The sequence below is a fragment of the Ruegeria sp. B1 genome, assembly GCF_056535885.1.
In genome coordinates this window covers 385,337-408,464 of the sequence record NZ_JBQFJA010000002.1, presented here as the reverse complement: position 1 = coordinate 408,464, position 23,128 = coordinate 385,337, and the positions used below count along the sequence as shown (strand labels likewise).

Below are 23,128 nucleotides of genomic sequence, written 5' to 3'. Positions count from 1 at the left end.
CATGAACGGCTGCCATTCATGCGGAGCGCAGCGAGACCCGATACATCAACGGGCATGTTGCGGGACAAACCTGACTTCATTTTCAGGCAGATGAACTTTTGCTTTTGGCCTGCGCATCATGGAACAGCTTTAGAACAGCCGTCCGGTGTATTGAGATTCCGTGAGGCTGTTCCTATATCCGACGGGCACACAAAGAACTGGAAAAAGACGATGGACATCACGCTCACCACTTAAACCCAGAGGTTTCCCAACGTGAGCACTATCCATGTCTGCCATCGTAATCGCCAACCTGAGTTGGCATACGCCTAACAACACCTCCCTTTTTGATGATTTGACTCTGACTTTTGGACCGATCCGAACGGGACTGGTTGGTCGAAACGGCGCGGGCAAGACAACCCTCTTGCGTCTGATCGCTGGCGAAATCGCTCCTACGACTGGCAAGATCGTTACACCGCCGTCGGTCGGGTTCTTGCGGCAGAATCCGGAGCAGTATCCCGACGGCACGTTGGCTGATCTTTTCGGCGTCCGGGATCAACTCGCCCTTCTGGATCGTGCCGAACGGGGTGAGGCGACGGCAGATGACCTAGCCAACACTGATTGGACTTTGGAAGCCCGGTTAGAAGCAGCCTTGTCAGACATGGGGCTCGACCAGCCTCTCGATCTGCCGATCCGCGCACTCTCCGGCGGGCAGCGCACGCGTGCTGGTCTTGCCGCGCTTATGTTCGCCAAGCCGGATGTGCTCTTGCTTGACGAACCAACCAACCATCTCGACCGAACCGGACGCCGCAGTGTGATCGGCGCTCTTAGGCGGTGGAACGGATGCGTGATTGTCGCCAGCCATGATCGGGAGTTGCTGGGGGCGATGGACGCAATCGTCGAATTGTCGAGCCTCGGTGCGCGCAGCTACGGTGGCAATTACGACACCTATCGGGAGATGAGAGACGCTGAGTTGGTATCCGCGGAAGCCGAACTCGCGCGAGCAGAACAGGCCGTCACACTCACGCAAGCCCGTGCGCAGCTTGCAGCGGAACGCAAGGCTCGCACCGACCGGCAAGGCAAGCAACTTCGAGCGTCCGGCAGCCAATCCAAGCTCATTTTAAATGCTGCGAAAGAACGAAGCCAGTCTTCAGGCAGTGCAGCAGCACGGCTTAGACATCGCCAGGCCCAAGCTGCCGACGATGCTCTGGAAACGGCAAAGAAGGCCGTCGAAATTTTGCAACCCCTCAGGATAGACATTCCTCCCTCCGGACTTGTTGCGGGTCGTGATGTGCTGCGCGTCGATGACCTATGCTTCAGCTATTCAGACGAAACAACCCTGCTTCAGGATGTATCCTTTGCGATCCGCGGGCCGGAACGTATTGCTATCGAAGGCAGAAATGGGTCGGGCAAGTCGACGTTGCTTGCGTGCATCCACGGCGACCTTCAGCCACAAAGCGGATCTGTCTCGGTTCATGTTCCAATGGCGCTGCTGGATCAGGACCTGAGCCTGCTGAAACCGGAAGAAACCGTGCACGAAGCCTTTGCACGGCTCGACCCGGATGCCAGCGAGAATGACCGAAGGGCGGTCCTGGCGCGATTTCTGTTTCGAGGAGAGGATTCAGAACAGAAGATCGGTTCTCTCAGCGGTGGCCAGCGCCTGCGCGCCTGCCTGGCCTGCACGCTCGGACACAGCAAACCGCGAAAGCTTTTGCTGCTGGATGAACCAAGCAACCATCTCGACATCGAGGCAATCAAAATACTTGAATCGGCATTGAAGGACTATGATGGTGCGATCCTCCTTGTCAGCCACGACAGGGCATTTTTGAATAGCATAGGCGTCGAGCGAACACTGTCCATCTAAGGTCATGTATCAGCGTATGTAGTCTGACCGATGCCCGTTTCTTGTGTGATAGAGGCCGACAAATATTCATGGTAGCCAGGCAGAATGGATCACGCCAACATCCTGATCATGACATACGGCACCCGCGGAGACGTTGAGCCTTTCGTAGCGCTCGCGCTCCGGCTCAGGGATCGCGGGCACATGCCAACGCTCGCAACGGCCGAACAATTCATGCCCTGGATCACCTCGTTCGGTCTTGACGGCGCGCCGCTCACAAATGCTTTGCTCGACCTGATCCATTCCAAAGACGGCAAGACAGCGCTGGCAGGGGACACCGGACTTATGAGCCGCATGGCCGCTGGCATTCGTCTTGCCCGAAAGTCGGCACCAATCAATGCGCAGCTCTGCGTCGATGCCTGGGCCGTGGCACAGGAAATGAAACCGGATCTGATCCTTTATCATCCCAAGGTCATCGCAGCGCCACATATCGCAGAGGCCCAGGGCATTCCGGCGGTGCTTGGCATATTGCAACCCATGATCGTGTCGACCTCCGCCTTTCCGGCGATGGGCATGCCGGAACTGCCTCTCCCCGGCTACAACCGCCTGAGCTATCGCATTGTTGAAATGTCCTTCGCCGCCTACAGCAAATCAGTCAACGCGTTCAGGGCGGATGTGCTTGATCTTCCACCAATCCGCCGCGCCCGCGATGTTCTGATGCCGCTCGGTGCGGGCGACATACCCAGACTGCATGCCGTAAGCCCGCACGTTATCTCGCGACCGGATGACTGGCCTGACAACGCGCGGATGACCGGATACTGGGAGCTGCCGGTCAACCCGAATTACACAGCCCCCAAACCGCTTGCAGAGTTTCTCGCCGCCGGAGACCTGCCCGTCTATGTCGGGTTCGGCAGCATGACAACACGGGATCCCGAAGCCCTCGGCCGTCTCGTGGTGGAAGCGCTGCGGTTGGCAGGTGTTCGGGGTGTGATCGGATCTGGATGGGCCGGGATTGCAGCGGAAACCGACGAGGCAATAGCCATCGGGGAGGTGCCATTTAGCTGGCTCTTTCCCAGAATGGCCGCTGTCGTCCACCATGGCGGTGCAGGGACCGCAGCGGCAGGCTTTCGGGCTGGCGTCCCGACTGTGATCTGCCCGTTTTTCGGAGACCAGCCCGGCTGGGCCGCACGAAGCCGCGCTCTGGGTGTCGCAGCTCCGCCGGTCCCGCGCAAACGGCTTACGCCGGAGAGCCTCGCCGAATCCATTGCGATTGCGCTGCGCGACCCGGCGATCAAACGCCGCGCCCAAAATCTCGCCGCCGATCTGGAAAGCGAAAACGGAACAGCAACCGCCGTTGATCAGATCGAAAAACAGCTTGCGCAATGCTGACGATCGTAAAAGAGCCTCGCGGTTGCTCTGCCTAAGCGCCTGGTTGACCGTGCTAGGAAATGCGAGACCGACGCCTCTCCTTAGCTTGCAGAAAACCGTCGATCATGTGCGGCAGTTTTGGGTGCTCTGAACTGCCCGGGTGATCGGTGTCTGGCAGTATCTCCAGCGTGTAATCCGGCAACAGCCCGTCCAGTCGTTCGATCGTTTCTTTTTCCGGATCATCCGAACCCGCAACGCCAAAAACCGGCACAGCCAGGTTCGCGATAGCAGCCTCGGGGACGTCGATGATCTCGGGCATCGTGGCCACAATCGCCTTGAACGTTTCCAGATCAGGATTTGATGTGAGCCAGTTTTCTTTGTCCGCAATGGCGTGCGGCAGCCAATCCAATTTGGCTGCATAGCCCTCCAGCGCCTTTGCAAGCCCAGGTCCGGGCCAGCCAGACGAGATCAGGAAAAGGGACCTTATGCGATCCGGGCATTCAAGGGCAGCTCGCCAGGCCACTTCTGAGCCTTGCGAGAAACCAACGAGATGAGCCGTCTCATGGCCTACATGATCCAGAATGCGATAGACGTCGTTCACCATTCGCAGCCCAAAGCTTTCAGGCCCTTTCGGACGACCGCTGTTCCCATGCCCCCTGCGATCGGGCAGTATTACTGTAAAAACGCTTGCAAAGATGATGAGCGACCCCGTTGGATACCCACATCTGCGACCACTGGCAAAAGCCATGCAGCAGCATAACCGCAGGCCCCTGCCCAATGGTTCTGTAGAACAGAACCAAACCGTCTGAGGCCCGAACCTGCTTTTGCTGCATATCTGCAATCATCCGCGTCTGTGCCCCCCAACCGATAGAGCCGAAATTCTCTATGTGTGCAGCATCGGCCAAGACTAAATCCCTTCTGCCGAACGCGCATCCGCGTCATTCCCGGCCTCACCCGACAATGATCTTTGCCCATAGACATCGCCCAGCTCCCGCGGCTTTCTCCCCGAGAGATTTCTCAATGCAATCCCAAGTCGAGCAAGTACGAGTTGATGCCACTTGCATGAGTGTCGGCTTTCTTCAAGACGGTAGCCAGACGCGCATTCTAACATGCAACCTACAGAACAACGAAAGGGCGCTCGCAATGATCTTTCGATACACAATCTCATACGTTAAGGACGTTTCGACATCGCTGGAGTTTTTCGAGCGGGCCTTCGGTTTTCAGCGTTCTTTTCTGCAGGAAAGTGGTCATTATGGCGAGCTCTCGACCGGGGAAACCAAACTCGCTTTCTCTTCTACGGAATTCATGCGGCAGACTGCATCAAAAGCGGTAACTGATCTAGTGAACAGCAACGGCAGCAATTCTCGCTCCTCGTTGGTCGATCTCCCCTACAGCGAAGGGGAGGATCAAACTTGACTCCTCGGACTGAATTTCAATGGCCGCTTTGGCCACGCATGCGACTTCACAAGGAAATCCATGCCGCACCCGCGAGCGAATGCTGCGCCAGTAAGCACTAGGAAGGGCAACGGTGGCTTCGTCCGCATCTCGGAATTTGCGGACCTTTTTGACGACGGTCCGTTTTTGGCGGCGAAACGCAGAGGAGCTTGGCGTTTACATGCCCCACTCGGCCATCGATTTCCTACCGGGTCAGACAAACGCTCAGACTAACTTCTGTTTGGAGAGCGCTGCCGGGCGCATCTTGAGCTCTGCTATGGAGACGACGTACTCTCAGCTTCCCCAAGCGACCATCGAAGACGCCAGCACTATCGCTTCGGGTTTTGCCGGATTGGTACGCGGCCTGCTGGAAGGTGGTGCGATGTCACACAGCGAAGACATGGTGCAACAGGCCAGAGCTCGATCTATGCGGGATTTCTTGGAGCGACGGTTGCGTGACCCTGATCTCGGTGCACCTGTTCTACAGCAAGCGTTCGGTGCGTCTCGCGCGACTATCTTTAGGGATTTTTCCCCGTATGGCGGTATCGCCCGCTACATCATGAACAGACGACTGGAGCGTGCGCTCAGCGATCTCGCTGAGGCAGCTCCGAAGCGCGGAGAAGTGACACGGGCCGCTGAACGTTGGGCATTTCCCTGCGTAAGTCAGTTCAGTCGTGCATTCCGAAATCGTTTTGGGTTTGCACCTGGCGCTGCCATTGGGATCCGGTTCAATCCGCCCTATGCTGTACAGACCTCAATCGGTGGCGGCAAGGATCAGAAGGCTCTCGGGATCCAAGGCGATCCAGGCCGCCTTGAGCAATGGCTCTCGAAATTTGGCTCTCGTTAGACTTGCTATTCCACCGAAATCACACATTGGGTGCCCTCGCCGGGTCGCTCCAGCTTCCTCATTGCCCGACGTTTTATGTGCCTGAAGGACTTATCGCCGCTCCCAGCTGACTTTGAAATGCTCGGATGTTCGAGCCCGAGTTTTCTTGCTTGGTGGAACACCAAACGGCCGGGCAACCCAGCTCGCCATTCCAGATTTGGATCGCTTACTTGATGCCTGTCTCGAGTGATTCCGCAACCAACCACACCTACTGACCCAACCTTAAAAGGCTGGGCTTCAAAATCGTGAAGTTGTCGCTCGCTCGGAAGAACCGTAATTTACAACTGTGAAGTCGTAGCCCACGTCGAGCACTGATGACAGACAGCTCTTATGATACGATCATGCCCCTAGCCAAACCATCCAATTTAGTCACAAAAAGTCAATTAACTAATCTTTTATATATCCCGTTATATTCTTGGACCTTCCACCAATGTCCGCGAGAGACGGAAACAGGAGATAGGTCTTATGAGTGTTTTTATGAGTCACGGTTTCTGCTCGAGGGCAATTCCCCGTCCGCGGTCAAGGTGGCTCTTAGTGCTGTCAACGGTCTTTGCGTTTGGGGCGTGCTCATACACGCAACCAACCGACACGCGAGAAACCACAGAAGTAGTAAAGCGACAAAATTCTCCAGAGGTCCATGTCCTGGGTGACTCCATGTTGTCTTGGAATGGAATGAAGGGCAATTCTGTGCCCGGCCTACTACGAAAGCGCCATGGCCTGGACGTCAAATCAGAGGTTTTACCCGGATTAACTATGCAAATGATAGCCGGAGCTTATTCCGATACCGGGGCACAAGCTGTTGTGTTCAACGGCGGTGGAAATGATCTGCTATTCGGGTGTGGTTGCGTACAATGCGCCTCCCATTTGGACAGTATCATTCATCCCGATCTGACGTCCGGATACATCCCAAAGCTGGTGGGTCGTATCAACGAAAGTGGATCCCATGCGTTTTATGTCGGATATCTCCGGACACCGGGTCGTCAATCCCCGATTGAGGCCTGTGCGGTCATTGGTGATGCGCTCGAGGCGCGGGTCGCTCAACTGGCTCAAAAACTCGACGGCTTAACATATGTGCCAGTCAAGGACGCCATCCCGCATGGAAGTCTACGATACCACACGATCGACAGGATTCATCCCTCAATTGCCGGCTCCCGGATGATCGCGGGACATATTGCTGACGCTCTGAAGCACCGGTCAGAAGTGAGGTTGGCAGTCGCAAACAACTGAGAAACTGGTGGCTAAGACCATGACCGGGGTCGCCGGCGAATTGGCGCTGATGGGCGCATTGATCACAGGGTCGCTGGCCATGGGCTTGCAGCCACAATACCCCGCCATCACTACCAAAGCGGCACAGAACACGGCGCCTATGCGATTATAGGACTGTGCGACGCGCCGAACTCGTACCCCCTCGTTGAAATCGTGAACCCCCTCACAACGCGCCGCGATAGCTGATTACTAAGACTAGATGTTCGAAATATGACGGATTTGTAAATTCTGCGCGGCGTACGGGAATCCCCCGATTTCTAGAACATGTAGATCACAGTAGTGTTTGATCATCGGATCACTACTACCACTCCGAAATCCCTCTCTTAGGGGCTGGCCTCGACCCCCTCGGCCAGCCCCTAAATTCCTCCAACATATTAACTCCTTTTAGGAGCGTGCACTTTAGCTACCCTAGTCAGCATTGAGTAAATCCAAGTGTTGGTGCGACTTGGCGTTCTTTGAACACAGACCAATGATCCCGTGATTTGACGGTTCAACACACTTAGGCTCATAGCCGGAGACTTCGTACACCCAATCCTGGCCGCGCAAACAGCTCTTCAGCACCATGACAACAAAGCCCAAGTAGGACCCGGTCCTTATGCTCTGGAGCAGAGAGTTCTGCGGACTTGGTAACGAACCGCAACTTCTATCCCCATGCCACTTCCGCAGGGGACGATCCGCAGGCTTCCAGGCGACCCGCTAATGCTATTAGTTTTCCCTTTGTTGCGGCAATCCCACCCTCAAGGTCTTTGCCCGAGAGACTTGAGACAGGTACCCCAATTAAGAACACACCCAAGGCATCGCCCGAAACTGCATTTTTTTGAGCCGCAACCAAAGACGGAACTTTAGCAGTTTCTTTTTCGTAGAGCTCTGCTGCACGCTTGCAAGAAATGTCTGTATAGGTGTCTCCAAAGGAGACGGGTGCAATTGAAGCGGGCTGCTGGGCGCAGGCCGCCAAAAACACGATGCAAGCGAAACCTATTCTGTTCTTCGTCACTCCATTCTTCTTTTCTGATTGTGTGAAGTGCATGAATTCCCAAGCGATCCGAAAAGACTTTGACCGAATTCAGGCTCACAAGTCATTTTGACTGCGACTAACGGCCACGGGCATGCAGTAGCTTTTGGAACAACGCAACGCGAATTCCCAACGTCGCACTGTCCGAGTGGTTCAGCGTTCGGTTGCTGCCGAGCGAACCAACACTGGCTGTCTAAATTGGTTAACCATCGCAAGCGCACCCCGATCCCTTTCGGCAGGTGTAGCTTTTGTTGATGCAGCTATCACCACAGGCCTTGCCCTTCCGACATATTTTGCAACAGGCAGCGTTAAACACCTGTGGTTCAATGCTCTTGTCCAATAGCTTCCAAAGGTACTCAGTTGATACTGTATGGTGAGCTTCGCTGGTCGCCATTGTGTCGGTCTGGGCAACAGCGGCGGTACTCAAAATGACAAGGGCAATCAGACATTTGAAAATGGGGATCTTCAATGTGCGCTCCGCTAACAACGTGTTGACAATTGCACGAACATTCGACTTGAGGAATATGTATTGCCTCCACATTTTTTGGGGCGGCGCCTCATGCCTTAGTTCAATAATGACAGATACTTAAGAGTAAAAGATTTGGGTGCTTTGTGCTGTAGTCGGTCTCCTACAAAACCTATTTTTTTATCAGGTTTGAAAAACCGTCTCTTATTGCTTGCCTTATTGCTGGCTTATCTTCGCAAGCGCTGACTGCCACCGCACCCTGCCTTGCCAATTGATAGATGTTCCCTGGGCTGCAGTATTGGCTGATGCCCAACTTGTAGGCTTCAAAGTAAGTGGCTTTGTCCGGCACTTTACCAAAGCGGGCGCAAAATCGTTGGAAATCAGAAAAATATCCTTCCTCGATTCCCACGGTTCCAGCATGGAAACCAACTGCATGCCAGTCTATGGGACCTCTACACTTCTTGCTATAAAGTTGTTTGAAGTTGCTAATCGGCTTGGCTTCAATTGTTGTTGGGTATGCTGCTGTGCAACAAGCTAAGAAGATGCCAAGTGAAAATGCCAAAATACCGTTGGTACTGCCATGATTCACACCGCCCGTCTCAAAGGTCGATAGAGTGCTTTGTTCATTCATTTCAGCCTCCTGCTTTTTTCAGGATGGCTCGAAATGTGCTAACAAATTCCTAATCGACTGGTCACTGGTCCATCAGAGTCATCCGCCAGTGCGAAAAACTAGGGCAGCCTGGCTTCATATGTCGCGCGACAGGTCAGCGGCTGCAAATACTTCAGGCTTTGCTAGTTGCACGGCGTATTTTAGACACCAGAAGCCTGCCAACCATCAGAACGGAAACTCCAGCGAAAACACTCCAATCGTTTGGCTTTCCACTTGCGAATTGAACTCCTTGCCCAAATAGGTGAATCCAAAAAAGACAGATGCAGATGATATTCTCGTTTGAAATCCTGCTCTGACTCGAACGCGTTGCTTCTTCATCTCAACATCTGACCAATCAGGAAAAAAGTCACTGTGGCCGACATATGTATAGTCCGCACCCACCAGGAAGGACATATCGTCCATTCGGCCGGCACGTCGGGGTGAAGAGGGCTGCAAGAAGCCTGACACAGGGTCGCGAACAAAGCGTTCTGCTTGTGCATATCCGCCAGAGATTAAGTCAAACCCCACTCGACCGAAGGTTTCGTATCCCGCTTGAGCGCCAATAAAGGGTCGAAAGTTCACTTCTTCAGCAAAAAAAACGTTGCGCGCAACCTCGCCAGAGAGCATGCCAGTGACGCTGTCCTCAACCCGTCGGTTTGGCATGTCCTTTGGAAGATAGCCGGCTATTCCGGTCGCCTCATGAAAACCTTGTTGCAAGTTAGCAATTCCAGTTTGATCGCCAACAAAGAGAATTTCTCCACCGAAGTTGATATCAAGCCCTCGATACTCTTCGTTGGCAAAAACACCAAAGCCCAACATCCCAGCATATGGTCGGTCATCGTTGTCAGGTTGCGTTTTGGCCCCCCAGGGAGAAATTATCTCTGCTCGAATCCGAAAGTCATGAGCCAGTCCTCCCATCTTCTCACCTTCCAAACCCAGGAACAATGTGTAACTTCCGGAGCGCCATCTATCATGACCGTCTCCAAAGAAGTCATTTGTAAAGAAGCTTGATTTAATCGGCCCTGCAAGAGCGGGCGAAGCTGCCAAAAAAGACAAGGCAAAGAGAATTCTGACCATTAGTAATAACACCTCTTTTGCTTAACCGTTGGGATTCGGTCAGAAAGATTCTTAAGAGGTGTAAATTGATAAAGTTTTAATTTTCGAAATGACTACGCAAATAAACGATTTAATCTATTCTGACGAGCCGTAACTAAGCAATGGGTTGTCTCAGCGAGAGAACCCATTATCCGCTGATGATTAAAGTCAATCAAAAAATTTAAGAGTTTTTGGCCATTGGCGCTGGCAGACAACACGGCTCCTAGCCTGATGCTCCCGATTGCATAACCGGGACCAAGCCAGACCAACAGTAAGGTGAGGCCAGAAGATCAACATAAATTTGGTTGATCAAGAGGAAGCCGTACAAATACGTCTTGTTGGCGGGATTTTAACTGAAGGGTTTAACGGTACAACCGGAATCCGGCGCTCGTTTTGGAACTTTGAAAACTTGTTTTTTTACTTGTGTTTCCTGCTCTTCGGTCAAGCCCATCTCAGCGCAAAAAACCTTCAAAACGCTATTGAAGCCAGCCACGGCGCTCGTATTGTTTTGTTGCCTTGCGTCATCTATTAGCTCAGAAAAAGCATCAACAAACCAGTGATTTTTGCTCATGAAGCCCCTCGAGTAAAGTGTTTAAAGCATACTTAAGGGTGCATGGTTAATGTGGCGTTAATTATGAGAGAAGTGGTCTGTTTTTGGCGATTTTTGAGTGATTGGGTTTTTTGAATATTCCTGAATATAAGAAGATATTGCTTGCCTCACGGCCTCTGCGGTTAAGTGCATACCTTCCGCCTCCAGTCTCAATTCCACCTCGTTGGCGCGTTGTAGAAAGTCTGCATCCATTGTCAGTCCCCACTCACAAGATCCGTCTAATTATGCCCAAATTGCATCAAACCTCTTAACGAAGAGTAAACTGTTCTCAATACGATGTCTCCTGCTATTGAGACACCTCGAACAAAGGCACAAGATGTTGAATATCCTAAAGATTGAAGTGTTCTGAGAGCGTCATTGTTTCCAATCCATGACTGTACTTGTTAAGTTTTGGGAGATTTGGTTCAAGTCAAATGAGGCGCGGTGCCTGCTATATTTGGAGTCTCTGGGCAATTGTGGCAGTCTGAGACGATACTTACTGGACCTGTCACGGTTTGATGCCGCTCCTTTGATAGCATCTACTGCAGCAAAGGAGACTGACTATGGGACTGAAACGGACGGCCGAATTCCGGCAAGATGCGGTGCGTATCGCATTGACCAGTGGGCTAACACGCAAGCAGGTGGCTGATGATCTAGGTGTCGGGATGTCCACGCTGAACAAATGGATCACAGCGCACCGAGATACAGACGTGGTTTCCAAAGAGGATTTGAGCCTCGCTCAAGAGAATGAGCGACTTCGACGGGAGATCCGGCTCCTCAAGGAGGAGAGGGAAATCCTAAAAAAGGCCACCCAGTTCTTCGCGGGCCTAAAGCAATGAGATTTAGGTTTATCGAAGAACACAGAGCCAGCTTTCCAGCCAACCGGTTATGCGATGTCGTCGGTGTCAGCGCACGCGGTCTGCGTGCCTTCCGCAGCCGCCCTGCCAGTCGCAGACAGCGGTCTGATCTGGTCACGCTGGCGCATATCAAAGAACAGTCACGCCTCAGTTTGGGCAGCTATGGCAGGCCGCGCATGACTGAAGAGTTGAAGGAAATTGGTTTGGCTGTGGGGCATCGTCGCGTTGGTCGCCTGATGCGCCAGAACGGCATATCCGTGTTGAGAACACGCAAGCACAAGGTCACGACAGACAGCGATCACAAGTTCAATATCGCGCCCAACCTACTGGATCGGGACTTCACAGCGGATCAGCCGAACAAGACATGGGCTGGTGACATCAGCTATGTCTGGACCCGTGAAGGCTGGCTTTATCTCGCCGTCATTCTGGACTTGCATTCCCGCCGTGTGATTGGCTGGGCTGTTAGCAATCGGATGAAGCGAGACCTGGCCATCAGGGCGCTGAGAATGGCTATCGCCTTCAGATCACCACCGAAGGACTGCATCCACCACACGGATCGTGGCAGCCAATACTGTTCCCACGATTATCAGAAGATCCTGCGCCAACATGACTTCAAAGTGTCGATGAGCGGCAAAGGCAATTGCTATGATAACGCCGCCGTCGAGACCTTCTTCAAAACGATCAAAGCTGAGCTGATCTGGCGGCGGTCATGGCAAACCCGACGGCAGGCTGAAGCGGCCATCTTCGAATACATCAACGGCTTCTACAATCCGCGCCGCCGACACTCAGCACTGGGCTGGAAAAGTCCCGTCGCCTTCGAACGGAAAGTGGTTTAAACGAGCACTTGGAGCGGCACAAAAACGCGACAGGTCCATACTCATCGAGCAATTCCGCAAAACAGTCGCAGGAACTGAACACCTTGGGTCAGGCCTAATAGCCAGTAAATGACGAGGGCTGCGAGGGCGATGACTGATAGGAAGACCTTTGGGCAGCGGTCGTATCGGGTTGCGACACTCCGCCAGTCTTTGATCCTGCCGAACATGAGCTCGATCCTGTTGCGCCGTTTGTAGCGGCGCTTTTCGTATCGGACTGTCGTCTTGCGTTGCGTACGGCCGGGGATGCAGGCGCGTATCCCTTTGTCTCTCAACGCTTCTCTGAACCAGTCCGCATCATCTCCACGGTCCCCGAGTAGCCAGCCGACACGCGGCAGGCTGCTCAGCAAAGCCGTGCCCCGATGTAATCGCTGAACTGACCAGCAGTGACGAACAAGTTCACCGGACGTCCCAGGCTGTCGCAGATGGCATGCAGCTTGGTGTTCATGCCGCCCGTCGTTCGACCTATCAGGCGTCCGCGCCCGCCTTTTTGACGCCCATGCTGGTGGTAGTGCGGTGTGCCTTCAGATATGTCGCGTCGATCATCACGGTCTTCTCGTCGCCGTGCTCGGAAGCCAGACCGGCCATCATCCGGGCGAAGATGCCCTTATCGCTCCACAGCTTCCAACGTTTGTACAACGTCTTATGAGGCCCATACGCCGCAGGGGCATTGCGCCACCGCAAGCCGCCGTTGCGGTTGACGAAGATAATCCCGCTCAACACACGCCTATCATCAACGCGGGGTTTGCCGCGGGACTTCGGGAAAAAGGCTCAAGACGCGCCATCTGCGCCTCAGATAGCCGGAAAAGATCAGACATGCTCACCGCGCAGTTTTCGAACCGTGAAGCACGACGCCAACCGGAAATCAATGGGTCCTGACCCTAGGCCGTCATTCTGAGCAACACCTTTTCAGATGACCAACCTGAAAAAGCTGTGTTCAGCCAAATACGTGATAGCTCCCGGGGTATGCCTGCCCTTTCTGCGACGCGGTTGCAGTCCTGAGCGGAGTAGGGCCAAAGGCCCACCGAAATCTGATTGCGACCTTGGCCTTCAGAACCAAGAACCACGGGTGATGAACCAATCAACCTGTAGATTCGGATCATCCGCGCATCAAAAACACCGGCAATGTGTGTCAGGCCGAATCTTTCCATCAACTCGCCACCGCTGAGCATAATCGCCCCCGCAGTTCGCAGGCTTGCCGTACGGGACAAACAGAACCGCGTGACTTCCCACATCAACGGGCTGCGGATGGGTTGACCGCCGGTTAAATGACCAAAGATGTCATTGACCATCACCGGTCCAGTTGTCGGCAAAACCCTCATTGAAGCGCCATGGCTGCCATCGGGCTCTTCCCAGATAACATAGAGTGGGTTCAGGCCATCGTATTGATCCCGCTCTTCACCGTTTTCATCAACCGTAACGTCCCAACCCAGACGGGTTTTGAATTGATCTGCGCGATCGAGAAACATTCCCTTCGCTAGTTTGGGAAACTTGTGAAGCTCATCCGCATAAACATATCTAAGCACTGTCGACACCCCTCGATTCTCTAACGAAGCCGAGGAGTGAAGAATTATGGTTAATTGTTCGTCAGCGATGTCCAAAAGCTGTAAGACATTGTAAATAATTGTTAAAAATTACGGTGAAATGATGAGGCGTTGGACGTATTTAATCGTGCCGAATTAATTCTATTTTTATCAATTGCAAGCAAGTCTCTTTCAGCATCAGAGAGAATTACTGCCTTGTTTTGCACCACAACTACTCCCTTTCAAATCCAAGATGCAGTTGCCATCATCGGCAAACCTATTGCTCTAGTCTTGGATGCTTGGGAGGCTTTGGAACCTCAATTCGGCGCTCAAATTGTCTTTGGTTGTGGCCGAACCGAACCAGTGGCAAATTTCTACGATGTCGTTGCGATGGGTGCACTCATCGTTTTTTTGAGTTCGGCAGTGGAAGAGAAACAAGCGACGGCAATTGCGATTGAGATTGCAGAGGAGGTCTCCCTGAGCTTGGATCAAATTGATAACGATGACCCCTTCGGATCGCGTCCGCAACAAGCCGTTCTCAGTAGTATCGAACGATTGGTTTGTCAGGATTTCCTTTTTGCAACCAGTCTGCAACACCAAGACTTTGCATCCGAAATTGGCTTTGAAGTCATGAGAATAATGACGACGATTAGGGAAGGTCTTAAGGAAGTGCAGATGGGGCAAGGCCGAGAGGCATCATTCAGCAACCTGGCCGCAGGCGACGGCGCAACCGCTCTTTTTGAATCACCGCGTGCGCCCTGCGATGAGGCAACGCAATACGGCTTCGTTTTTAGTGCATGCCCGATCGGGACAGGGTTCTCACCTAATGAGGAATGCGCTTCGGGAACTCGCGGTGTTGACCCTGTGGCAAAGACTGCTGGCCCCCGCTGAGCCAAAATTGAATACTAAGCGCTGAACAGGACCGCGGTCCTTTCGTGCTCGGCGTCATATGCCTTGCAATTCTAAGAGATCACGCGAGATCTTGCCGCCCGCCGCCTCGTAGGCCTCCGCCCCGACAAACACGGCGCGGCGATACGTGGACTTCACGGCCTTCGGGTGCAGCACCGCGTCGATCTGGTTGGTGTGCGTGATCCGACCCGCTGTCGAAAGATGACATCCTCGCCTACCACCGGCATCTGCGCGACGAGTAGGCCTGTCCAGTGTCGGATCGCCTGCAAGAGCGTCGTTGCGACATGACATGTCTCACACTGATTACATACAGGCCCCCGACCATTTCTGATCTTGCTTTCAGGGTCTTCAGAGTCCTTTTGGCTGATCCTGCATCTGTTCTTCCGCGACCCGCCCCAGCCAGGACATGAAGCGCGCGATATTGCGTTCCTCCCGTCGCATCTGATCGCAGACCGCATAAAACGCCAAGCCGCTGATCACCGCCGGGCCGGAGGCCGGCACCAGACTGCCTGCCGTCAGTTCATCGCGCACATAGAGTTCCGGCACCAACGCCACGCCCAGACCGGCCCGAACCGCGCCGATCAACATGCTGAAGGTTTCAAAAATCGGCCCTGTGTGGCCCTCAGGCGGGGCAATTTCGCGATGTTCAAACCATATGGCCCAGTCATCAGGGCGGGTCTTGAGCGTGAGTAGCCGCTGGCGCGCGATCCAGCTCGGATCAGGGGGCGTTGGCATGTCCAAACTCGGCGGTGCGATGGCAATCAACCGCTCGTCCCACAGTTTGACGGTGTAGGTGTTTTGCCAAAAATCCTGACCGTATTGTATCGCCACGTCGATTTCGCCGGAATGCACATCAAAGGGCATCACCCCGGTTGTCGTTAGATCCAATACAACGTCGGGATGCGTTTGTGCGAACTCAGGCAGGCGTGGCATCAGCCAGCGCGATCCGAATGTGGGGAAAGTCGCCAGCTTCAACGCCGGGTCGCGTTGGGCGCGGGCGATGGTCAGCGCCGTCTCAGATTCCAGGTGCTCAAGAATTTTTGTCACGGCCTTTAGATACGTTTGCCCGTTCTCATTGAGATAGACCCGCTGGCGGTGACGTTCAAACAAAGTAACACCTAGAAAATCTTCAAGGCTTTGAATTGAGCGACTGACCGCGCTGCTGGTCAGAGACAATTCGGTTGCCGCACGTGCAAAGCTGCCCAAGCGCGCGGCGGCTTCGAAACTGAGCAGCATGGATGTGGTGGGAATATGACGGCGCATGATGATTTATTCTCAATATATCATGAGAATATTCCGCTATCAATGGGGATTTTCTCATACAATATTGATCTTATAGTATCATCTGCTCTGAAAGTTTCGCAATTTGATTACACGCTCTGACACGCCGCGCGCCCTCGACGGACTGCGCATTCTGGATCTGACACGCATCCTCGCGGGGCCGTGGTGCACACAGATTTTAGCGGACCTTGGGGCTGATGTAATCAAGATCGAGCGCCCGCAAACCGGTGATGACACCCGCAGCTGGGGACCGCCGGACCTATATGATTCAACCGGTACGCCACGCGGAGCCGCGTATTTTCACGCGGCCAACCGAGGCAAGAAATCGGTGGCGGTGGATATCGGCCACCCTAAAGGTCAGGAGATCATTCGCAGCATGATCGCGCAATCCGATGTGGTGATCGAGAATTTCAAGGTCGGGGGGCTCAAGAAGTACGGGCTGGACTATGCCAGCCTGTCTGCGCTCAAGCCCGATCTGATCTATTGCTCAATCACCGGGTTTGGCCAGACCGGTCCCTTTGCTCCGCGTGCGGGCTATGACTTTCTGATCCAGGCGATGGGGGGGTTGATGAGCCTGACCGGTCAGCCCGACGGCACCTCCGGCGCCGAGCCTATGAAAGTGGGGGTCGCGCTGACCGATATCTTGACCGGCCTTTATGCGACGATTGGTATTCTGGCGGCGCTGCGCCATCGGGATGCAACGGGCGAAGGGCAGCATATCGACCTGGCGCTGCTGGATGTGCAAGTCGCAACGCTGGCCAATCAGGCGCTGAACTATCTGGCAACCGGGCAATCACCACGACGGCTGGGCAATGCGCATCCGAACATCGTTCCGTATCAGGCGTTTGCCACCGCAGATGGCTACTTGATCCTTGCGGTGGGAAATGACCGGCAGTTCGAACGTTTCTGCGCGTTGGCGGGGCGCTCTGATCTGGCGCAGGACAGGCGTTTTGCCACCAATCCTGCACGGGTTGAACACCGCGAAACCCTGGTGCCGATCCTGCGCGACATTCTGCTCCAGAATGCCACCGATTGGTGGATTGATGCGCTGACAAAGGCCGGCGTGCCGGTTGGCCCGATCAACGATCTGAAACGAGTCTTTGATAACCCCCAGGTTCAGTCCCGAGGCATGCAGACCACTCCGAACACCAGCGATGGTGCCGCGCTGCGCGGGGTCGCTTCCCCGCTCAACCTATCGGCCACGCCGCCTCAGGATGATCGCGCCGCGCCGGACTTGGGCGAGCACAGCCTTGAGGTGCTGCGTGATTTGGCCGGGTTAGATGCACGGACGATCGCCGATCTGCACGCCCAAGGTGTGATCTCGGGCAAGCGCGAGACGGCTGGGGCGAATTAGAACTAATCGGGCCTGGGGCCTGAAACTGGGAGGAAGTCATGAAACGTAATACACCGTCTGAAATCACGATGAATCGGCGCAGTTTACTATCATCCATGGCCGCAGCGGGTGCCATGGTGGCTGTCGGCGCGCCTAGCGCATACGCAGCTGCTCCCAAGCGTGGCGGGCACGTGCGCTATGGTGTACGGGGGGGATCAACCTCGGACATTCTCGATCCTTCAACCTTCGGGCACACGTTCATCCGAACACTGGGCTATGGCCTGTTCAACACGCTGGTCGAAATCGACAGCAACAACAATTTCCAGCCCGAACTGCTCGAAAGCTACGAGGGCACTAACGGCGCAAAGACCTGGATCTTCAGGCTGCGCCCCGGCATCACCTTCCACGATGGCAAACCGCTCACGTCGGACGACGTTGTCGCTACGGTGCAACACCATATCGGCGACGACAGCACATCCGGGATGAAGGCGCTTTTGTCATCGATTACCGAAATGGCCGCCGAGGATGATCTGACCATCCGGTTCGAGCTTTCGGGCGGCAACGCGGATTTCCCGGTTATCTTTACCGACTACCGCATGATGATTGTCCCGGTCAAAGATGGCGCGCTGGACTTCTCTGGCAATGGGACGGGGGGCTATATTCTCAGGGAATTTGAGCCCGGCGTTCGGGCGACGGTCGAGCGCAACCCGAACTACTGGCGCAGCGACCGGGCACATTTTGACAGCGCCGAGATCATCTCGATGTCTGATCCAACCGCTCGGCAGAATGCGTTGATGACCGGCGGGATGGATATTATCGACCAGGTGGATCTGAAGACCGTGCAATTGCTGAGCCGCCGCAATGATGTTTCGGTCATGAATACGTCGGGCGGGTTGCACTATGTCTATGCGATGGACAGTTCCCTCGCACCGTTTGACAACAATGACGTGCGGATGGCGCTGAAATACGGGATCGATCGCGAGGCGTTGCTCAGCAAGGTGCTGCGCGGCTACGGCTCCGTCGGAAATGACCACCCGATCGCGTCCAGCATGCCGTACCACGCAAGCGATCTGGAGCAGACCGCCTATGATCCGGAAAGGGCCCGGTTCCACCTGAAACAGGCTGGTTTGGATGGTCTTGATCTGGATCTCTACACCTCGGATGGGCTGTATCCCGGGGCCGTTGACGGGGTGACGATCTATAAAGAGAACCTGGGGGCAGCCGGCATCAACCTTGAGGTCAAGCGCGAACCGGTGGATGGCTATTTCTCCAACGTTTTCATGAGGAAGCCATTTGTCGCGAGTTACTGGGGCGCGCGGCCGACGGCCGATCTGATGTTCACAACGGCCTATTCGAGCGAAGCCAAGTGGAACGAAAGCCGTTTCAATAATCCGGCCTTCGACAAGCTGCTGGTCGAAGCGCGGGTCGAGCTCGACGAAAGCAAGCGCGCTGAGATGTATCGCGACATGCAGGCCATGGTGCGTGAGACCGGCGGGACGGTTGTGCCGCTCTTTGCCGACAACGTCTTTGCCGCCAGTGACAAGATCGGCCATCCCGAAGCAATGGCCGGGAACTGGGAACTGGATGGCGGCCGCTCGCTCGAGCGGTGGTGGATGAAAGGCTGAAGGATTGATTGAAACCGGGGCGGGCCGCGCCGTCGGCCCGCCCTTGGCGATATGCGCCAGGACAGGGGGGGGAGAATGTCCAATCTGTGGATGATGGTGCTGAAACGGCTCGGGCTGGGGGCAATGACCCTGTTCGCCGTGTCGGTGGTGATCTTTGTGTCAATCGAAATGCTGCCCGGGGATATCGCCCAGGAGATATTGGGCCAATCAGCAACGCCTGAGGCAGTAGAGGCCTTCCGACGCGAGCTGGGATTGGATCGCCCGGCGGTCATGCGCTACCTCGATTGGGCGGGCGGCATCCTGCAAGGCGATTTCGGTGTTTCGCTGGCCAGTCAGCGGGACGTCTCCGAGCTGATCCTATCGCGTCTTGGCAATACCTTGTTCTTGGCGCTTTACGCCGCTGCGATCTCTATCCCGCTGGCCATCAGCATCGGACTTCTGGCCGCTCTCTATCGCAACTCGATCTTTGATCGGTTGTCGAACATGGCCGCGTTGTCCTCGGTCTCGATGCCTGAATTCTTTCTGGCCTATATCCTGATCTTCCTGCTGTCGCAGTCGGGCTGGTTTCCATCGATGGCGGATGTCACCGCCTCAACCCCCTTTGCCACGAAACTCTATGTGGCCTTCCTGCCGGCGCTGACCCTGACGCTGGTGATTACGGCGCACATGATGCGGATGACACGGGCGGCAATCATCAATTTGCTGGCCTCTCCCTATATCGAGATGGCGGAGCTTAAGGGCGTCTCGCGCCGCCGCATCATCTTGCGCCATGCCTTGCCCAACGCGTTGGCCCCGATCATCAATGTGGTGGCGCTGAATCTTGCCTATCTGGTGACCGGTGTGGTCGTGGTCGAGGTCGTCTTTGTCTATCCGGGACTAGGTCAATTGCTGGTCGACTCGGTGTCAAAGCGTGACGTGATTGTGGTTCAGGCCGCCAGCTTGATTTTTGCGACCGCCTATATCCTTCTCAATCTGGCCGCGGATGTGTTGTCGACCCTGTCGAACCCGCGCCTTGTTCATACAAGGTAACGCGGCATGTTGCTTGCTGTTCAAAAGACCCTGCGCACCGCCCCGCCCACGGCGATTTTCGGGATCGGCGTGATCGTCACCTATATCATCGTGGCACTCTTTGCACCGCTGATTGCGCCCTTTGGGGAAAACGAGATCGTTGATGCCGAATATATGCCTTGGTCCAATACATACCTGCTCGGGACTGATAACCTTGGCCGGGATATGCTCAGCCGGATCATCTATGGCGCGCGCAACACGGTGGGCATTGCCTTTCTGACCACGATTCTGGCATTTCTGATCGGGACCATCTTTGGCATTCTGGCCGCCCTTCAGGGCGGGTGGCTGGACCAGGTGCTGGGCCGCATCGTGGACGTACTGATGGCGATCCCGTCGCTGATCTTCAAACTGCTGCTGCTGACGGTGTTTGGCACCTCGATCATCAACATGATCCTGATCATCGCCGTCGTGGACAGCACCCGCGTGTTCCGTCTGGCGCGGGCGGTTTCGCTGAACATCGTAGTCATGGATTACATCGAGGCCGCACGCCTGCGCGGAGATGGGGCCATGCGCCTCATCTCGCGTGAAATCCTGCCCAACGCCGCCGCGCCCCTTGTTGCCGAGTTCGGGCTGCGGTTCTGTTTCGTTTTTCTGGCGATCTCGGCTTTGAGTTTTCTGGGGCTGGGGGTTCAGCCGCCAACGGCGGACTGGGGGTCGATGGTGCGTGATAACGCCAGCCTGATCGCCTTTGGTGACATCACGCCCCTGATCCCGGCCGCCGCCATTGCGCTGCTGACCATCGGGGTGAACTTCGTGGTGGACTGGATGCTGCATCGTTCCAGCGGATTGAAGGACTGAACCATGGCGCATAAATCCCACGCCACGCCCGAGATTCTGCTGGACATCAAGGGCTTGAAAATCGAAGCCCGGACCGACGATGGCCCCAAAGAGATTGTGAAAGGCGTCGACCTGACCCTGCATCGCGGCGAGGTTATGGGCCTGATCGGCGAATCCGGCGCCGGTAAATCCACCATCGGTCTGGCGGCCATGGGCTATGCTCGTGACGGCTGCCGGATCAGCGGCGGCTCGGTCCATTTTGACGGGCAAGACGTGCTGGCCATGTCGGACGCCACGCGCAGGGCCCTACGCGGCAGGCGGATCGCCTATGTGGCGCAATCTGCAGCCGCCTCATTCAATCCGGCGCATCAGTTGATCACGCAGTATTGCGAGGGGCCGGTGTTCCACAAGGTCATGACCCGCGAAGCGGCCGAGCGTGACGCAATCGGCCTCTATCGTCAGATGCGTCTGCCGGACCCGGACGTAATCGGTTTTCGCTATCCTCATCAAGTCTCCGGCGGGCAGCTTCAGCGCGCGATGACCGCTATGGCGATGTCGTGCCGGCCCGACCTGATCGTCTTTGACGAACCGACAACGGCGTTAGATGTCACCACGCAGATCAACGTGCTTTCAGCCATTCGCGACATAGTGGACCGGTTTAACACGGCCGCGCTTTACATCACCCATGACCTGGCGGTGGTGGCGCAGATGGCCGACCGGATCAAGGTCTTGCTCAAGGGTGAAGAGGTAGAAGAGGCGGATACGCGCCAAATGCTTGATGCCCCCCCGCGAGGACTACACGAAATCGCTTTGGGCGGTGCGCAGCTTCCAGCGCGCCGGCGGCTCCTCCCGCCCCCGCGATGAGATCCCGGTTGTCGAGGTGCACAACGTTACTGCCACCTATGGTCCGCAGCCGGTGCTGATGGATGTCTCGATGGCAATCCATCGCGGGCAGACGGTTGCTGTTGTTGGAGAATCCGGTTCAGGGAAATCCACCACGGCGCGGGTGATCACCGGGCTGCTGCCCCCGGTCCAAGGAAAGGTGCTGCTGAATGGCACGCCTCTACCCCCTGCCTACAAGGCCCGCAGCAAGGACCAGCTCCGCACGGTTCAGATGATCTACCAGATGGCCGATACCGCGCTGAACCCCAAGCAGAAGATCCGCGAACTGATCGGCTGGCCTGTGGAGTTCTACACCGGCCTCAAGGGCCACCAGAAAGAGGAACGCATCCGTGACCTTCTGGACATGATCGAGCTGGAGCCGGATCAGTACATCGATCGTCTGCCCGGGGAACTTTCGGGCGGCCAGAAACAGCGCATCGGTATCGCCCGCGCATTGGCGGCAAAACCCAGCTTCGTGATCTGCGATGAAGTCACCTCCGCTCTCGATCAACTGGTGGCCGAGGGAATCCTGCGCTTGCTGGATCGCCTGCAACGAGAGCTGGGCCTGGCCTATATGTTTATCACCCATGATCTGGCCACGGTCAGTGCCATTGCCGATGACGTGGTTGTCATGAAGTCCGGTCGCGTCGTCGAGGCGGGGCCAAAGGCACAGATTTTCGCCCCGCCGCATGATCCCTATACCGAGCTTTTGTTGTCATCGGTGCCGCAGATGGATCCCGACTGGCTGGATGCCGTCCTTAGGGAGCGCGGCGCGGATATCCGCGGAGAGGGCTGAACGGATGCGCGCGCCCACGCTCGATGATCTGGCGGCGAGCCTGCGCACGGTGCTGCGGGCCTCTGTCCCGCCCGCGATGCAACATGTGCTGGCCGATTGGCCAGCCACCCATGCGATTGCCGCCGCAGCCCCCCGCAACCTGCCCGTCACCGCCTGGCTGAGCAGGGCTGCAGAGCGCGCCACACCGCGCAGTCTGGACCTGATGCAAATGGTGCAGTCGCTGCAAACCCAACTCGATTGGCGGCAGACCTATAGTGAGGCCGATGTTGGCGCGGATTTCCTCACCGGCTACGGTTGGACACTGGTGGTTGGCCCCGACGCGCCGGTGGTCAGCGACAGGCTGATAGCTGGGATTCTAATGTTTGGTGCTGGCATAGAGTACCCCGTGCACCAGCATTCGGCTGAAGAAACCTATGTTGTTCTCTCCGGCACGGCCTCATGGAAGATCGGCCGCACCGATTGGCACGCGAAACCACCCGGTTCCGTTATCCATAATCCGCCCTGGCGTTGGCATGGGATGCGCATGGATCAGGGGGAGCCGCTGGTTCTGGCCTTCCTCTGGCGGGGCGGGCGCGTCGAAAAATCGCGCCTCGCCGGATAAGCTCAACTCAGGAGAGACCTTAT

21 protein-coding genes and 2 pseudogenes are annotated in these 23,128 nt (G+C 55.7%); 14 read left to right on the top strand and 9 right to left on the bottom strand.

Features of this window, described 5'->3' with window-relative positions; all coding sequences use genetic code 11:
• Window positions 1–265: 265 nt before the first annotated feature.
• Together ACR3ES_RS24750 and ACR3ES_RS24745 are read left to right on the top strand one after the other, a co-directional pair.
• Window positions 266–1,840, top strand: coding sequence for an ABC-F family ATP-binding cassette domain-containing protein (locus tag ACR3ES_RS24750; RefSeq protein WP_170437546.1), 1,575 nt, complete (start codon window positions 266–268; stop codon window positions 1,838–1,840).
• A gap of 84 nt (window positions 1,841–1,924) precedes the next feature.
• Window positions 1,925–3,205 (top strand): glycosyltransferase, encoded by a 1,281-nt coding sequence (locus tag ACR3ES_RS24745; protein ID WP_170437548.1) that lies wholly within the window; start codon window positions 1,925–1,927, stop codon window positions 3,203–3,205.
• Between the two features lie 52 nt (window positions 3,206–3,257).
• Here ACR3ES_RS24745 and ACR3ES_RS24740 read toward each other — a convergent pair whose 3' ends face one another.
• A complete protein-coding gene (locus ACR3ES_RS24740) occupies window positions 3,258–3,932 on the bottom strand; it encodes an alpha/beta fold hydrolase (RefSeq protein ID WP_170437550.1) in 675 nt (224 codons plus the stop codon).
• 314 nt (window positions 3,933–4,246) lie between these two features.
• Here ACR3ES_RS24740 and ACR3ES_RS24735 point away from each other — a divergent pair, with 314 nt between their 5' ends.
• The 4 genes from ACR3ES_RS24735 (at window position 4,247) to ACR3ES_RS24720 (ending at window position 6,882) form a co-directional block, all read left to right on the top strand.
• Window positions 4,247–4,600 carry a VOC family protein gene (locus ACR3ES_RS24735; protein WP_480425718.1) on the top strand — a complete coding sequence of 118 codons (354 nt, stop codon included), beginning with the start codon at window positions 4,247–4,249 and terminating at the stop codon, window positions 4,598–4,600.
• A 295-nt stretch (window positions 4,601–4,895) separates the two neighbouring features.
• A complete protein-coding gene (locus tag ACR3ES_RS24730; RefSeq protein ID WP_480425719.1) occupies window positions 4,896–5,465 on the top strand; it encodes a helix-turn-helix domain-containing protein in 570 nt (189 codons plus the stop codon).
• Window positions 5,466–5,969: 504 nt separating this feature from the next.
• Entirely contained in the window at window positions 5,970–6,731 is a 762-nt protein-coding gene (locus ACR3ES_RS24725) for an SGNH/GDSL hydrolase family protein (RefSeq protein WP_480426288.1), read from the top strand.
• Window positions 6,732–6,750: 19 nt separating this feature from the next.
• The gene (locus ACR3ES_RS24720; RefSeq protein WP_480634797.1) at window positions 6,751–6,882 is read left to right on the top strand and encodes a hypothetical protein; all 132 of its coding nucleotides are present in this window, start codon (window positions 6,751–6,753) and stop codon (window positions 6,880–6,882) included.
• Between the two features lie 531 nt (window positions 6,883–7,413).
• On the opposite strand, the gene ACR3ES_RS24715 is transcribed toward ACR3ES_RS24720, so the two are convergent.
• From ACR3ES_RS24715 to ACR3ES_RS24700, 4 genes are all read right to left on the bottom strand, one after another.
• On the bottom strand, window positions 7,414–7,797 hold the full coding sequence (locus tag ACR3ES_RS24715; RefSeq protein WP_170437110.1) for a hypothetical protein: 384 nt from the start codon (window positions 7,795–7,797) through the stop codon (window positions 7,414–7,416).
• A 623-nt stretch (window positions 7,798–8,420) separates the two neighbouring features.
• Window positions 8,421–8,879: a DUF2799 domain-containing protein gene (locus ACR3ES_RS24710; protein WP_170437108.1), complete on the bottom strand. Its 459-nt coding sequence runs from the start codon at window positions 8,877–8,879 to the stop codon at window positions 8,421–8,423.
• Between the two features lie 204 nt (window positions 8,880–9,083).
• The gene (locus ACR3ES_RS24705) at window positions 9,084–9,974 is read right to left on the bottom strand and encodes a lipid A-modifier LpxR family protein (RefSeq protein WP_170437106.1); all 891 of its coding nucleotides are present in this window, start codon (window positions 9,972–9,974) and stop codon (window positions 9,084–9,086) included.
• 367 nt (window positions 9,975–10,341) lie between these two features.
• Window positions 10,342–10,563 (bottom strand): hypothetical protein, encoded by a 222-nt coding sequence (locus ACR3ES_RS24700; RefSeq protein WP_480425721.1) that lies wholly within the window; start codon window positions 10,561–10,563, stop codon window positions 10,342–10,344.
• A 581-nt stretch (window positions 10,564–11,144) separates the two neighbouring features.
• Between ACR3ES_RS24700 and ACR3ES_RS24695 the strand changes: the two genes are divergently transcribed.
• Window positions 11,145–12,274, top strand: a protein-coding gene (locus tag ACR3ES_RS24695) for an IS3 family transposase (RefSeq protein WP_480424262.1) whose coding sequence is annotated in 2 segments (ribosomal slippage) — window positions 11,145–11,388 and window positions 11,388–12,274 — 1,131 coding nt in all. Because the reading frame shifts where the segments join, the coding sequence is not laid out codon by codon here.
• 41 nt (window positions 12,275–12,315) lie between these two features.
• Here the strand turns inward: ACR3ES_RS24695 and ACR3ES_RS24690 are convergent.
• A pseudogene (locus tag ACR3ES_RS24690) lies at window positions 12,316–13,128 on the bottom strand (IS5 family transposase).
• A 63-nt stretch (window positions 13,129–13,191) separates the two neighbouring features.
• Window positions 13,192–13,836 (bottom strand): acyl-homoserine-lactone synthase, encoded by a 645-nt coding sequence (locus tag ACR3ES_RS24685; protein WP_480425586.1) that lies wholly within the window; start codon window positions 13,834–13,836, stop codon window positions 13,192–13,194.
• Between the two features lie 129 nt (window positions 13,837–13,965).
• Here ACR3ES_RS24685 and ACR3ES_RS24680 point away from each other — a divergent pair, with 129 nt between their 5' ends.
• Window positions 13,966–14,724, top strand: coding sequence for a hypothetical protein (locus ACR3ES_RS24680; RefSeq protein ID WP_480425587.1), 759 nt, complete (start codon window positions 13,966–13,968; stop codon window positions 14,722–14,724).
• Between the two features lie 54 nt (window positions 14,725–14,778).
• Here ACR3ES_RS24680 and ACR3ES_RS24675 read toward each other — a convergent pair whose 3' ends face one another.
• Both ACR3ES_RS24675 and ACR3ES_RS24670 read right to left on the bottom strand, forming a co-directional pair.
• A complete protein-coding gene (locus ACR3ES_RS24675) occupies window positions 14,779–15,033 on the bottom strand; it encodes a hypothetical protein (protein WP_170437062.1) in 255 nt (84 codons plus the stop codon).
• 57 nt (window positions 15,034–15,090) lie between these two features.
• A complete protein-coding gene (locus ACR3ES_RS24670; RefSeq protein ID WP_480425588.1) occupies window positions 15,091–16,005 on the bottom strand; it encodes a LysR substrate-binding domain-containing protein in 915 nt (304 codons plus the stop codon).
• A 103-nt stretch (window positions 16,006–16,108) separates the two neighbouring features.
• Here ACR3ES_RS24670 and ACR3ES_RS24665 point away from each other — a divergent pair, with 103 nt between their 5' ends.
• From ACR3ES_RS24665 to ACR3ES_RS24640, 6 genes and pseudogenes are all read left to right on the top strand, one after another.
• Window positions 16,109–17,377: a CaiB/BaiF CoA transferase family protein gene (locus ACR3ES_RS24665; RefSeq protein ID WP_480425726.1), complete on the top strand. Its 1,269-nt coding sequence runs from the start codon at window positions 16,109–16,111 to the stop codon at window positions 17,375–17,377.
• A gap of 38 nt (window positions 17,378–17,415) precedes the next feature.
• Window positions 17,416–18,981, top strand: a complete 1,566-nt coding sequence (locus tag ACR3ES_RS24660) for an ABC transporter substrate-binding protein (RefSeq protein ID WP_170437097.1) — start codon at window positions 17,416–17,418, stop codon at window positions 18,979–18,981.
• A 75-nt stretch (window positions 18,982–19,056) separates the two neighbouring features.
• Window positions 19,057–20,010 carry an ABC transporter permease gene (locus ACR3ES_RS24655; protein WP_170437095.1) on the top strand — a complete coding sequence of 318 codons (954 nt, stop codon included), beginning with the start codon at window positions 19,057–19,059 and terminating at the stop codon, window positions 20,008–20,010.
• 6 nt (window positions 20,011–20,016) lie between these two features.
• Window positions 20,017–20,847, top strand: a complete 831-nt coding sequence (locus tag ACR3ES_RS24650) for an ABC transporter permease (protein WP_170437094.1) — start codon at window positions 20,017–20,019, stop codon at window positions 20,845–20,847.
• A gap of 3 nt (window positions 20,848–20,850) precedes the next feature.
• Window positions 20,851–22,504: pseudogene (locus tag ACR3ES_RS24645) on the top strand (ABC transporter ATP-binding protein).
• Between the two features lie 4 nt (window positions 22,505–22,508).
• Window positions 22,509–23,105 carry a dimethylsulfonioproprionate lyase family protein gene (locus tag ACR3ES_RS24640; protein ID WP_170437090.1) on the top strand — a complete coding sequence of 199 codons (597 nt, stop codon included), beginning with the start codon at window positions 22,509–22,511 and terminating at the stop codon, window positions 23,103–23,105.
• The last annotated feature ends 23 nt before the right edge of the window (window positions 23,106–23,128 follow it).

Bases quoted from the DNA above. Each gene is read 5' to 3' on its own strand.
- ACR3ES_RS24730 (WP_480425719.1), top strand. From the start codon at position 4,896: ATGGAGACGACGTACTCTCAGCTTCCCCAAGCGACCATCGAAGACGCC.
- ACR3ES_RS24710 (WP_170437108.1), bottom strand. From the start codon at position 8,879: ATGAATGAACAAAGCACTCTATCGACCTTTGAGACGGGCGGTGTGAAT.
- ACR3ES_RS24720 (WP_480634797.1), top strand. From the start codon at position 6,751: ATGACCGGGGTCGCCGGCGAATTGGCGCTGATGGGCGCATTGATCACA.
- ACR3ES_RS24675 (WP_170437062.1), bottom strand. From the start codon at position 15,033: ATGTCATGTCGCAACGACGCTCTTGCAGGCGATCCGACACTGGACAGG.
- ACR3ES_RS24700 (WP_480425721.1), bottom strand. From the start codon at position 10,563: ATGAGCAAAAATCACTGGTTTGTTGATGCTTTTTCTGAGCTAATAGAT.
- ACR3ES_RS24705 (WP_170437106.1), bottom strand. From the start codon at position 9,974: ATGGTCAGAATTCTCTTTGCCTTGTCTTTTTTGGCAGCTTCGCCCGCT.
- ACR3ES_RS24735 (WP_480425718.1), top strand. From the start codon at position 4,247: ATGAGTGTCGGCTTTCTTCAAGACGGTAGCCAGACGCGCATTCTAACA.
- ACR3ES_RS24660 (WP_170437097.1), top strand. From the start codon at position 17,416: ATGAAACGTAATACACCGTCTGAAATCACGATGAATCGGCGCAGTTTA.
- ACR3ES_RS24725 (WP_480426288.1), top strand. From the start codon at position 5,970: ATGAGTGTTTTTATGAGTCACGGTTTCTGCTCGAGGGCAATTCCCCGT.
- ACR3ES_RS24670 (WP_480425588.1), bottom strand. From the start codon at position 16,005: ATGCGCCGTCATATTCCCACCACATCCATGCTGCTCAGTTTCGAAGCC.
- ACR3ES_RS24655 (WP_170437095.1), top strand. From the start codon at position 19,057: ATGTCCAATCTGTGGATGATGGTGCTGAAACGGCTCGGGCTGGGGGCA.
- ACR3ES_RS24640 (WP_170437090.1), top strand. From the start codon at position 22,509: ATGCGCGCGCCCACGCTCGATGATCTGGCGGCGAGCCTGCGCACGGTG.
- ACR3ES_RS24750 (WP_170437546.1), top strand. From the start codon at position 266: ATGTCTGCCATCGTAATCGCCAACCTGAGTTGGCATACGCCTAACAAC.
- ACR3ES_RS24745 (WP_170437548.1), top strand. From the start codon at position 1,925: ATGGATCACGCCAACATCCTGATCATGACATACGGCACCCGCGGAGAC.
- ACR3ES_RS24650 (WP_170437094.1), top strand. From the start codon at position 20,017: ATGTTGCTTGCTGTTCAAAAGACCCTGCGCACCGCCCCGCCCACGGCG.
- ACR3ES_RS24740 (WP_170437550.1), bottom strand. From the start codon at position 3,932: ATGGCTTTTGCCAGTGGTCGCAGATGTGGGTATCCAACGGGGTCGCTC.
- ACR3ES_RS24715 (WP_170437110.1), bottom strand. From the start codon at position 7,797: ATGCACTTCACACAATCAGAAAAGAAGAATGGAGTGACGAAGAACAGA.